The 11,214-nt window shown below is 69.1% G+C and carries 12 protein-coding genes; 7 read left to right on the plus strand and 5 right to left on the minus strand.

Features of this window, described 5'->3' with window-relative positions; translation table 11 throughout:
- Position 1: 1 nt before the first annotated feature.
- Complete coding sequence (locus R2J76_RS21065) at positions 2 to 388, plus strand: RidA family protein (RefSeq protein WP_316413635.1); 387 nt, start codon at positions 2 to 4, stop codon at positions 386 to 388.
- Entirely contained in the window at positions 381 to 1,364 is a 984-nt protein-coding gene (locus tag R2J76_RS21070) for a PLP-dependent cysteine synthase family protein (RefSeq protein ID WP_316413636.1), read from the plus strand. Before R2J76_RS21065 ends, R2J76_RS21070 begins: the two co-directional genes overlap by 8 nt.
- Here R2J76_RS21070 and R2J76_RS21075 read toward each other — a convergent pair.
- Positions 1,361 to 2,062 carry an SDR family oxidoreductase gene (locus R2J76_RS21075; protein WP_316413637.1) on the minus strand — a complete coding sequence of 234 codons (702 nt, stop codon included), beginning with the start codon at positions 2,060 to 2,062 and terminating at the stop codon, positions 1,361 to 1,363. The genes R2J76_RS21070 and R2J76_RS21075 overlap by 4 nt on opposite strands.
- A gap of 637 nt (positions 2,063 to 2,699) precedes the next feature.
- On the opposite strand from R2J76_RS21075, the gene R2J76_RS21080 reads away from it, so the two are divergent.
- Both R2J76_RS21080 and R2J76_RS21085 read left to right on the plus strand, forming a co-directional pair.
- On the plus strand, positions 2,700 to 3,023 hold the full coding sequence (locus R2J76_RS21080) for a hypothetical protein (RefSeq protein WP_316413638.1): 324 nt from the start codon (positions 2,700 to 2,702) through the stop codon (positions 3,021 to 3,023).
- Between the two features lie 204 nt (positions 3,024 to 3,227).
- Entirely contained in the window at positions 3,228 to 4,865 is a 1,638-nt protein-coding gene (locus R2J76_RS21085; protein WP_316413639.1) for an erythromycin esterase family protein, read from the plus strand.
- Positions 4,866 to 4,872: 7 nt separating this feature from the next.
- On the opposite strand, the gene R2J76_RS21090 is transcribed toward R2J76_RS21085, so the two are convergent.
- Positions 4,873 to 5,658: a metallophosphoesterase family protein gene (locus R2J76_RS21090; protein ID WP_316413640.1), complete on the minus strand. Its 786-nt coding sequence runs from the start codon at positions 5,656 to 5,658 to the stop codon at positions 4,873 to 4,875.
- A gap of 72 nt (positions 5,659 to 5,730) precedes the next feature.
- Here R2J76_RS21090 and R2J76_RS21095 point away from each other — a divergent pair, with 72 nt between their 5' ends.
- From R2J76_RS21095 to R2J76_RS21105, 3 genes are read left to right on the plus strand one after another with little or no spacing between them, the layout of a single operon-like run.
- The gene (locus tag R2J76_RS21095) at positions 5,731 to 6,504 is read left to right on the plus strand and encodes a sulfite exporter TauE/SafE family protein (protein WP_316413641.1); all 774 of its coding nucleotides are present in this window, start codon (positions 5,731 to 5,733) and stop codon (positions 6,502 to 6,504) included.
- 16 nt (positions 6,505 to 6,520) lie between these two features.
- A complete protein-coding gene (locus tag R2J76_RS21100) occupies positions 6,521 to 6,868 on the plus strand; it encodes a hypothetical protein (protein ID WP_316413642.1) in 348 nt (115 codons plus the stop codon).
- Positions 6,868 to 7,725: a carbohydrate kinase family protein gene (locus R2J76_RS21105; protein ID WP_316413643.1), complete on the plus strand. Its 858-nt coding sequence runs from the start codon at positions 6,868 to 6,870 to the stop codon at positions 7,723 to 7,725. Before R2J76_RS21100 ends, R2J76_RS21105 begins: the two co-directional genes overlap by 1 nt.
- A gap of 238 nt (positions 7,726 to 7,963) precedes the next feature.
- Here the strand turns inward: R2J76_RS21105 and R2J76_RS21110 are convergent, their stop codons facing one another.
- The 3 genes from R2J76_RS21110 to R2J76_RS21120 all read right to left on the minus strand — a co-directional run bounded on the left by R2J76_RS21110 (position 7,964) and on the right by R2J76_RS21120 (position 11,199).
- Complete coding sequence (locus R2J76_RS21110; RefSeq protein WP_316413644.1) at positions 7,964 to 8,221, minus strand: DUF2442 domain-containing protein; 258 nt, start codon at positions 8,219 to 8,221, stop codon at positions 7,964 to 7,966.
- A gap of 96 nt (positions 8,222 to 8,317) precedes the next feature.
- On the minus strand, positions 8,318 to 9,385 hold the full coding sequence (gene queA / locus R2J76_RS21115; protein WP_316413645.1) for a tRNA preQ1(34) S-adenosylmethionine ribosyltransferase-isomerase QueA: 1,068 nt from the start codon (positions 9,383 to 9,385) through the stop codon (positions 8,318 to 8,320).
- Positions 9,382 to 11,199: an ABC transporter ATP-binding protein gene (locus R2J76_RS21120; protein ID WP_316413646.1), complete on the minus strand. Its 1,818-nt coding sequence runs from the start codon at positions 11,197 to 11,199 to the stop codon at positions 9,382 to 9,384. The genes queA and R2J76_RS21120 overlap by 4 nt, the downstream gene beginning before the upstream one ends.
- Between the last annotated feature and the right edge of the window lie 15 nt (positions 11,200 to 11,214).

An 11,214-nucleotide genomic window follows, 5' to 3' on the forward strand; every position in this document is an offset into this window, starting at 1 on the left:
CATGAAGACCATCGCCACCCCCAACGCCCCCAGCGCCATCGGCCCCTACTCCCAGGCCCAGGTCTCCGGCAACCTCCTGTTCACCGCCGGCCAGATCCCCCTGGTGCCCGGCACCATGGAGATGGTCACCGGCTCCGTGGAGGACCAGACCGTCCAGGTGGTGGCCAACCTCACCGCCGTGCTCCAGGCCGCGGGCACGGACTGGTCCCGGGTGCTCAAGACCACCGTCTTCCTCACGGACCTGGCCGAATTCGGCGCCTTCAACGCCGTGTACGAGAAGCTGCTGGGAGGCGCCAAGCCCGCCCGCAGCACCGTCCAGGTGGCGGCCCTCCCCCGGGGCGCCAAGGTGGAGATCGAGCTGGTGGCGGAGATCCGCGCCGATGCGTGACAAGAGGGTCTACGACAGCATCCTCGACGTCATCGGCAACACCCCCCTGGTGCGCCTGCGCCGGATCACCGCCGGCATCCCCTTCCCCGTGTGGGTCAAGCTCGAGTACCTGAACCCCATGGGCAGCAGCAAGGACCGCATCGCCAAGTACCTGGTGGAGCAGGCCGAGAAGGACGGCCGCCTCCACCCCGGCGACGTGATCCTGGAGAACTCCTCGGGCAACACCGCCATGGGCCTCGCCCTCGCCGCCATCCAGAAGGGCTACACCCTCAAGGCCGTGGTGCGGGACCGCACCAGCAAGGAGAAGCTGGACCAGCTCACGGCCCTGGGCGTGGACCTGGTGAAGGTCGACACCAGCCTCCCCCCGGACCACCCCGACAGCTACAACCTCATCACCCCGCGCCTCGCCCGGGAGACCCCCGACTGCTACTTCCCCGACCAGCACAACAACCGCGAGAACAACGAGGCCCACTACCGGGGCACCGGCCCCGAGGTGTGGGAGCAGATGGACGGGAAGATCGATGTCTTCGTGGCCGGCATGGGCACCGGCGGCACCATCGGCGGCGTGGGCCGCTACCTGAAGGAGCGCAACCCCGCCGTGAAGATCGTGGCCGTGGACGTGGTGGGTTCGGTCTTCACCCCCTACTTCCGCACCGGCGACCCCGGCAAGGCCGCCCCCTACCTCCTGGAGGGCCTGGGCGACGAGTTCCTCATCGGCTGCGCCGATTTCTCCGTCATCGACGAAATGGTCCAGGTGACGGACAAGGAAGCCTTCCTGGCCGCTCGCGAGCTGGCCCGCACCGAAGGCCTCCTGGTGGGCGGCTCCAGCGGCGCCGTCATCCACGCCCTGAAGAAGATCGCCCCCACCCTCCCCCCCGACGCCCGGGTGGCGATCCTGTTCCCCGACAGCGCGTCCCGGTACCTGAGCACGATCTTCAACGACGACTGGATGCGGGAAAAGGGAATGCTGGATTAGGGATCGGCAAGGTGCGCCTCCCGGAATGGGTCCAAGGGAAAGCAGTCGACCTCGTCCACCCGCATCCGGGGTGGCAGGGCCACCAGATTGCAGACCAGGGACGTGACCTCCCCCAAGGGAAGGCGGGACCGGTCACCCGGTCCGGCCTCGCCTTCGGCCTGGAAGGACCCCAGGTTCACGTAGGTGATGGTGCCCTGCCTCCGGGCGATCTCCTTGGCCACGTGGCGGCACATTTCCCGCAGGGAACCTTTGAAGAATCCGTATAGGCCATGACGCCCCGTCAGCGTTCGTGGATCCGCGGCCACGGATCCCATAAGGATGATCCGGCCCCCCTCCTCCCCGAAGGCCTCGGCGGCGCTCCTTACCAGGCGAAGCGTGTTTCCAAGGAAGGTGAGGCAGCTTTCCAGGTCCGTTTCTGGAGCGATGAGCAGCGAGCCCGGGCCGTAATACGAAGCACAGTGCACCACGGCAGCCAGCGGCTTAAGCCGGCAGACCAGGCCCTTGAGAACGGGGGTAGGCAGCGCTTTCGAAAAATCGAGCCCCTCGATGGAGGCGCTGTCCAGCCCAGGGAAGACCGCGTGGACCCGGGCCGGATCCCGTCCGCTCAAAATGGGGTGATAGGACGGATCCTGGATCAGCCTTTCAGCCACCGCCCGGCCCAGAGTGCGATTTGCCCCGGTCACCAGGACCCTGGTCATGGCGAAACCCGGGGGGCTCCCTGTAAGGAAAATGGAGCAGAGCGCTTTTGGATCATGGGAGGGCGTCCTTTCCCGGGGAAGGCTCGACTGGGGGTTGGATGCAACTGACGCTTGTTGGTCTGAGTTGTTCAGGAGAGGCAGCAATGGACCGGCCACCGTCCCCGGTGGCCTGGTAGTGGGCAATGCAGGGGATAGGTTTCCATGCGGAATCGCCACATCCCTACTTCGCTTTGCATTCTTCTTTTCCCAGCGCCCCAGACTCGACGCAGTGCGTCTCGTCCTCTGCGCCCCAGCGGTTGATTCTTTTCTGGGTTCCCTCGGCGCGATTGTAACCATCGCGCCGCGAATGCCAGGAAAAGATCAAACGCTGGGGCGCAGAGGACGAGACGCACTGCGTCGAGTCTGGGGCGCTGGGAAAAGCAAAACTGAATGCTGCCCGAAGGGTTCCTAGGCATTCCGCCGAGCAAGGCAATGTGCGGTAGGTGAACGCGCGGATGCGGCGGGCGGCCGATAATTTGAGATTTTTTACCAGAGGAAACCCCTTCCTCCCCTTCCGGCATTCAAGGTTGGCCGAGACAGGGCGCGGTGCCAAACGTGCCCCCGTCCTGGCTACGCCCCCTTTTGGAAAGGAGATGCCATGAAGATGTGTCCCTACCTCCTCCCCCACCTGGACGACACGTCCCTCGAGGCGGTCACCGGCGGCATGTTCCCCCGGGTAGCGCGGATGGTGTTCACCCATACCGAGAAGCTGAACCCTGGCGCCGGCGCAGACGCCTATCTCATGCCGGGCGGCATCCGCGACCACGAGCGAGCCTGTGCCCAGGCCCGGTTCGACGCGCTCGTCAAACAGAACCCCGGCCTATTCGCACCACCCGACCCGAACTACAGCGTGAATCTCCTGCAACAACGACTGGCCAACGGCTATGGCAAGCCGCACCTCGTGCGGGGTGGAAATCCCTAGCGGGTTGGAATGCACCAGGTCCCGACCGTGCGAAGGTTCCTTTCGATCGCTGCCTGCTGTCTCCTGGTCCTTCCCACGGCCTGCGGCCCCGGGCCCGGAATCGTCGCTGGTCACGTCCTGGACCCCGATGGAAAGCCTGAGGCGGAGGCCACCGTGGCGGTCATCCCGATCGATCCCCTCAAACCATGGGGGGAAATCGAGAAGGTGATCTGGCGAAGGACGGATCGGCGGGGCCGGTTTCGCATCAAGGTGCGGCCCGGCTCGCACGCCGTCGCGGTGAGCCATCCCTGGTGCACCGGACCCGAGGTGTGCCGGGTTTCCGTGGATGCCGGATCCACCTGCGCCCTGCCCTTTCCCCTCCGGCTCCGGCGCGGCGAAGCCTGGGTGCAGGGGGAGATCCGGGACGGGGAAGGGCGGCCCGTTCACGGCCTCCTCGGCCTCCTGCCGCCCCTCCAGGATCCGCGTTTGAACGCCACCTCGGTGCGCCTGGCCCCCATCCTTTCCGGGCGCTACCGCATCGCGGTGCCCCCCGGGACCTACTTCTTCTTTCCCTGGGCCAAGGGATGGTTCCTCCCGGGCCGCTGGGTGGACGTCGGGCCCGGAACCCGGATCCAGGACGCCGTCCTCCTGCCGGAACCCGTGAAGGCCGGGCGGGCGACCTTGCGGTGGCTCCGGGCCCGGGCGGTGAACCTGGACCCCGCGGAACCCGGCAGCCTGGAGCCGCTGGCGGGGGCGCTCCGCCCCGGCACCGTGCTGGCCCTGGGGGAAATGACCCATGGATCCGATGAGTTCCGGCAGCTCCTCCACCGGGTGGTCCAACAATGGGCGGCCCGGGGCGAAACCGGGGCCATTGCCCTGGAGATGCCCATCGCCAATGGGTTCCCGGTGGACGCCTACGTCCAGGGCCGGGGTCCGGAGCCCCGGGAGGCGCTTCCCCTGGCCTACCGCACCGGGGAGATCCGGGAATTCCTCCGGTGGCTGCGGCGCTTCAACGAAGGCCGGGGGCCCCGCTCCCGCTTCCGGATCCACGGCATCGACATGGCGGATCCGGGTTCCGCCTACCGCCACGCCGCCGCCTTCTACCGGCGGCACGACCCCGACGCGGCAGCGATCCTCCACAAGGACCTGGCGGACCTGGGCGGAGCCGGGGAGCTCACCTTCCCCGGGGATGCGGCCCGGGCCCGGCGCTGGCGGGCCGCGCTGGAACGCCTCCGCCGGCGCCTGGACGCGCCGGGATCACCCCCGGCCGCGAACCCCCGGACCCTCGCGGACCAGCATCGGGTGCTGGTGGCCCTGGAGCAGTTCATCCCCCTGGCCCTGGACCGGACCCAGGGGTCCCGGGCCCGGGAACAGGCCATGGCCGAAAATGTCCGCTGGGTCCTGGGGGAGGATGGCCCGGGCGGGCGGGTGCTTCTTTTCGCCCACGGCGGCCATGTGGCCCGGACCCTCCGGGATCCCATGGGCTGGCCCACCCTGGGCTGGCACCTGGGCAAGGAGCTTGGCGAGGCTTACATTCCGGTGGGCCTGACCTTCCACCGGGGAGGGTTCCTGGCCCTGGAAAGCTCCCGGGCCCATCCCGCCTGGCTTCCCTTCGAGGTGGGGCCCGAGGCGCGCGCGACCCTGAACGAAGCGCTCGCGAGCCTCCACCGCCCCTGCCTCCTCCTGGACCTCCGGACCGCGCCGGCCGATCCCTGGCTGCGGTCCCCCCAGGGCCTGCGCTCCATCCCCCTGGACTTCGACCCCGCCGCGCCGGAGCTCTACCTCCTGCCGGCCTTCGCAAAGGAGGAATGGGATGCCCTCCTCCAGTTGGAGCGCATCACCCCGTCCACTCCCTGGCCCTGAGGTCGGCTCAGCCCTCCTCGTGCCGGTTCTCCCGGTGTTTGCCCCGGGAGGGGGGCCTCGTGATCAGCTTCTGGCTCTCCGGCGGGGAGGGCAGGTCCGGCAGGGACAGGGGCGCCAGGAGGTTGTCCCCCACCACCTTCCAGGCCCGGGCCTGCTTGGGGAGGCGCTCGGGCTGCATCACTTCCCAGCCCTGGGCGTAGGACACGAAGGAGGGCATCACCAGGGCGAAGCCCGTGTAGAGGAAAGCGGGGTAGCGCAGCCATTCCTCCTGGTGGTCGGGGCCGGCCATGGGCACGGCGAACAGGGGGTGCAGGCCCCCGTTGATCCAGAAGCCCGTGGGCGGATCGTGGCGGGGGTACACGAAGATCCGCCGGCGGTGCATGAGGGTGTTCATGCCCACCCGGTAGGTGTCCATGGGCTGGATGCCGGTGCCTTCCAGGGAGGGACCCCAGCTGCGCTCGGGGTGGCCCACCACCTGGATCACCTCCCGGCCGTGGACGCCCAGCTTGCGGAAGAGGAGGCGCAGCTCCTCGGCCTCGTCCTCCTCCAGGTGGCCCTGGTTGGGCTTGATATCGCCCAGGATGGCCACCCGCTTGGGCTTGAACTCCTCCAGGAGGCCCAGGAGGCGCTCCCAGATCTCGTGCTGCTGGCCATTGGGCAAGGCATCGGGGCGCTTCCTCCGCCCGGCGCCCAGGCCCAGGAACAGGTCGGCGATGACCAGGGTCTCCTGGCGGGGCATCAGGATGGCGCGGCGGCTGTCGAGAATCACATCTTCGGAGAACTTGATCTGCATGGGGCGTTCAATCCAATCCCCCCCATTGGAACATGACCGGCCCTCCTTTAGAGTGGTCAAGGAGGCATTCGCATGGCGGGAACCTGGGTCATGGCTGCGGGATCCCTGGCCGCGGGGCTCTGCGGCGGCATCCTTTCGGGCCTTTTCGGCATCGGCGGGGGCATCATCCTCATCCCCATGCTGGGGCTCCTGCTGGGCCTGTCCCAGCACCAGGCGCAGGGGGTGACCCTGGCGGCCATGCTCCTGCCCAACGGCCTTCCCGCGGTGCTCCACTTCCGGAAGCAGGGCATCCGCATCCACTGGCCCCTGGTGGTCTTCCTCACCGCCGCCTTCCTTCCCGGCGTGTGGGCCGGGGCCCGGCTCGCCTCCCACATCCCCGACGGGCCCCTGCGCACGGTGTTCGGGGTCTTCCTGGCCATCCTGGCCCTGCGCACCTGGTTCCAGAAGCCGGCGGCGGCGGGCCGGGAGACCCGGGTGCCCTCGGCCCGGGAGATGCTCCTGCCCGGCCTGGGCATCGGCCTCGCCGCGGGCACCCTTTCGGGGCTCCTGGGCATCGGCGGCGGCATCGTCATCATCCCCTTCCTGGTGTGGAGCCTGGACCTCTCCCAGCACGAGGCCCAGGCGGCGTGCCTGGCCTTCATGCTCGCCCCCATCGGCCTGCCCGGCGTCCTGGTCTACGCCCGGCACCAGGGCGGCCTGCCCTGGCTCATCATGGGCGGGGTGGCCGTGGGCTTCCTGTGCGGCGCCTACGGCGGGGCCCGCATCGCCACTCGCCTGAACGCCCCCAGGCTCCGCCGGGCCTTCGCCATCCTCATGGCCTGCGTGGCCGTGCTGATGCTATTTTAAGACCGGAGGTCCGCGCGTGTCCCTTGAGTCCCCAGCCCCCCTTTACACGGGCGACCGCCTGAGGGATCTCATCCTCTGCTACGCCGGTCCCTGGGCCTTCCTCCCCTACCTGCGCCGCCGGGACGACGAGGAGCTGCTGTGGCATTCCCGCCAGGGCGTGCTGCTGGCCTTCACCGAGGTGAGCCTGGCCCTGGCCCTGGCCATCATGGGGCTCTTCCCCCTCCTGGGCTGGGTGTTCCTGAGGTTCTTCCTGCCCGTGTGGCTCATGTGGTGCCTGGCCATGTCCGTCACCTCCGTGCTGCAGGCCTGCAAGGGCAAGCGCCACAAGATCCCCGTCCTGCACCAGTTCATGGACTACCTGTGATGGCACCGCGGGTCGTCGGCATCGGCGAGCTGCTGTGGGACATCTACCCCGGAGGCCGCCGCCTGGGCGGGGCCCCCGCCAACTTCGCCTACCACGCCTCCCGCCTGGGCTGCGCCGGCGCCGTGGTGAGCCGCGTGGGGGACGACCCCCTGGGCCGGGAGGCCCTGCGGCGCCTTTCCGACCTGGGCGTGGAATCCGGAGCCGTGCAGGTGGACCCCCGCCTCCCCACGGGCACCGTGACCGTCACCCTGGACCCCCACGGCCACCCCACCTACGCCATCCACCCGGACGTGGCCTGGGACGCCCTGGAATGGACCCCCGCCCTGGCCGAAGCGGCCGCCGGGGCCTCCGCCATCTGCTTCGGCACCCTGGCCTCCCGGGGCCCCCGCACCCTGGAAACCGTGCGCCGCTTCCTGGAGGCCGCCCCCCCCGGCTGCCTTCGCATCTTCGACGTGAACCTCCGCCAGGACTACCACACCCCCGAGCGGGTCCGCGCCTTCCTGAAATGCTGCGACGTGCTCAAACTCAACGAGGACGAACTGCCCCAGGTGGCCGACATGTGCGGCGCCGGCGGGGACCCCCTGGAGGAGCTCCGCCGCCGCTACGGCCTCAAGCTGGTGGCCCTCACCCTGGGCTCCCGGGGCAGCGTGCTCCAGACCGCCGAGGGCCGCCTGGAGGAACCGGGCGCCCCCGTCGAGGTGGTGGACACCGTGGGCGCCGGCGACGCGTTCACCGCCGCCCTGGTCTCGGGCCTGGTCCAGGGCCAGGACCTCCCCACCGCGCACCGTCGCGCCGCCCGGCTATCGGCCTACGTGTGCACCCAGGAGGGGGCGATGCCGGAAACGCGCGATTACTAGGGGCCGCCGGCAAACCGGAGACGGCGCTTGACCGGGATGAAGGGGTCCATACCGGGTGGATCCATCCCCTTTCATCCCTTGCATCGGCGTTCATCCCCGTTTCAGCAGGGCCGGCGATGGAATGGGTAGGCGCAGCCACGAACCGGGTCCCCCTACCCATCCCGGCCATGGCCCTGCTGGAACGGGGATGAACGCCGATGCAGGGGATGAAAGGGGATGAGGTCTGCCTTGGGGTTGGCTAGCAGACCTTCCCGTCCCTCAGGAGATCGGAGGGCCGCAGGGCCTCCTCCAGCCGGGGCCAGTGGATCATCTTCCCCCCACCCAGGAGCCTCACCTTCTTCAGGTCCTCGTCCTTGCCCCAGGCCAGCTGGGGGTAGGTGGAAACGGGCACGGCAACCGTGCGGCCGTCTTCGGTTTCAAGCAGGATGCGTCCCGATTCCACCCATACCCGGCGAGCCTTGGTATCCAGGGCGTTCACGGTGTTCATGATATCCATGAATTTCACCTCTTCCACATCCATCCTAGCTCGTCCGGCACGCCGGTTTGCCATGGATATGTGCAAAAACCAATAAAACTCGTTTAATTCCAAAAGTTAAACGAATTTTCCCGCATTCCGGATGAGCATCGCATCCCCGTAGCTGAAGAAGCGGTAGCGCTCCCGGATGGCCTCCCGGTAGGCCTCCTGGGCGAAGTCGACCCCCAGCAGCGCGGAAACCAGCACGAACAGGGTGCTTTCGGGCAGGTGGAAGTTCGTGAGCAGCTGGTCCGCGGTGCGCAGCCGGTACCCGGGCTGGATGAAGATGCGGGTGGACCCGGCGCGCCGGAGGCTCGCGCCGTCCCAGGCGGCCTCCAGGGTGCGCAGGCTGGTGGTGCCCACCGCCAGCAGGGGCCGGGAGCGTTCCCGCAGCACCGGTTCCAGCAGGGCCGCGGTGGCTTCGGGGATCTCGTAGCGCTCCTCGTGCATGACGTGGTCGCCCAGGTCCTCGGCGGTCATGGGGCGGAAGGTGCCCAGGCCCACGTGGAGCCGCACGGGGCTCCACAGGCAGCCCCGGGCGCCCAGGGCGCCGATGAGCCCGTCGGTGAAGTGCAGGCCCGCGGTGGGCGCGGCCACGGCCTCCCCTTCCCGGGCGTGGAAGACCGTCTGGTAGCGGCCCTCGTCCTCGGCGTCCGCGGGGTGGGTGATGTAGGGCGGCAGGGGCAGGCGCCCGATGGCGTCCACCGCGTCCCAGTCCAGTTCGGCCCCCTGGGGCCCCAGGACCCGCACCCGGCGCAGGCCTTCGTCCAGGGCCTCCTCCACGCGCACCTCCGCCAGCACGTTTCCCGCCGCGTCCACCACCTGGGCGGCCTTGCCGGGCTTCAGGCGCGCCCCGGGGCGCACCAGGGCCTCGAAGCAGCCCCCCGGAAGGGCCCGCAGCAGCAGGGCCTCCCCCTCGCCGCCCCCGGCGCGCCGCAGGGGCAGCCGGGCATGGCGCACCTTCACATCGTTGGGGATGCAGAGGGTTCCCTCCGGCACCAGACCGGGCAGATCCCGGATGGAGCGGTGCTGGAGGGTCCGGGTCACCGGATCCGCCACCAGGAGCCGCGCCCCGTCCCGGTCCGCCGCCGGGTGCTGGGCGATGAGCTCCGGGGGAAGGTCGAAGTGGAAGTCCGCGCGCTTCATGCGTGGAATTGCAGGGTGTAGAGCCGCTCGTACTCCCCATGGCGGGCCAGCAGTTCCTCGTGGGTGCCCATTTCGGCGATCTCCCCCTGGCGCAGGACGCAGATGCGGGTGGCCCGCTGGATGGTGGAGAGGCGGTGGGCGATGACGAGGGTGGTGCGGTCGCGCATGAGCACTTCCAGGGCGTCCTGCACCGCCCGTTCGCTTTCCGTGTCCAGGGCGCTGGTGGCCTCGTCCAGGATGAGGATGGGGGGATCCTGGAGCAGGGCCCGGGCGATGGCCAGGCGCTGGCGCTGGCCCCCCGACAGGGTCGAGCCCGTCTCGGCCAGGGGGGTGTCGTAGCCCCTGGGCAGGGACGTGATGAATTCGTGGGCGTGGGCCTTCTTCGCGGCCTCCACCACCGCCTCCCGGGAGGCCTCCCGGCCGTAGGCGATGTTGTCGTGCACGGAATCCATGAACAGCAGGGTCTCCTGGGTGACGATGCCGATGCGCTGGCGCAGCTCCCGCGGATCGAAGTCCCGGAGGTCCGTGCCGTCCAGGGTCACCCGTCCCCCGGTGGGGTCGAAGAAGCGGGGCACCAGGTTGACCACGGTGGTCTTGCCGCCGCCGGAGCCCCCCACCAGGGCCACGGTCTCGCCCCGGGCCACCTGGAGGTTGATGCCCTTGAGCACTTCGTTGCGGCCCTTCCGGCCCTCGTACGTGAAGCGCACGTCCTCGAAGGCCAGGCGCTCGGGCAGCGCCGGAACCGGCCGGGGGTCGGCCGGGGCGGCCATTTCCGTTTCCCGGTCCAGCACGCTGTACACCCGGTCCAGGCTGGCCTGGGCCACCTGGATATCGCTGTTGAGCTTGGTTAGGCGCCGGATGGGATCGTAGAAGCTGTAAAGGGCCAGCACGTAGGTAAGGAAGCCGGGGCCGCTCATCTGCCCCGACCGCACCTGGCCGGTGGCGTACAGGAAGAGGACGGCCAGGAGCAGGCCCCCCACCAGTTCCATGATGGGGTGGGAGATGGCCGACACCCGGGCGGACTTCATGCCCAGCCGGAACAGCTCGTTGTTCAGGTCGTGGAACCGGGCCTCCTCGAAGGGCTCCCGGGCGAAGCCCAGCACCACCCGGATATTGCTGAAGACCTCCTTGAGCCGCTGGAGCACGTGGCTGGAGGCCTCCATGTTCCGGTGGTTGATCTTGCGGATCTTCTGGCTGAGCTTCTTGATGGGCAGGACCACCAGGGGCCCGGCGATGAAGATGGTGAGGCTGAGCCGCCAGTTGAGGTACATCACCGTCCCCAGCATCACCAGGGCCTGGGTGATCTCCCGGGTGGCGTCCGCCAGCTGGTTGGACGCGATGCCCTGCACCGCCCCCACGTCGCTGATGCAGCGCTGGAGCAGCTCGCCCACCGGGTGCCGCTGGAAGTAGGCCGGCTCCTGCCTCAGGAGCTTGGCGAAGAGCCGCTCCCGCAGGGAAATGGTGGCCCGGATGCCCGAACGCACCATGAGCAGGGTGCCGCTGTACGTGAAAATGCCCTTGAGAATGAAGACGAGCACCAGGAGGGCCGGCAGAAGCCAGGTCTTCTCCTGGAAGGTGGCGGGGCCCGGCAGGTGGGCCAGGGCCCAGGCCTTGAGGTCCGCCAGCACCTGGATGCGGGGCCCCCCCGCGGAGGCCTCTTCCTTGACGCCCATGAGCATGGAGAAGATCAGGTTGGTGATCCCGATCATGGCCCCCTGGCAGGAACCCGCCAGGGTCAGCAGCAGGGAACCCCCCACCATCAGGGGCAGGAAACGCTTCAGATGTTCGCGGTAGAACCGGGTGAAATTCTGCATCCATCCACTCTACCA

The organism is Mesoterricola silvestris (assembly GCF_030295405.1).
Taxonomy (GTDB): domain Bacteria; phylum Acidobacteriota; class Holophagae; order Holophagales; family Holophagaceae; genus Mesoterricola; species Mesoterricola silvestris.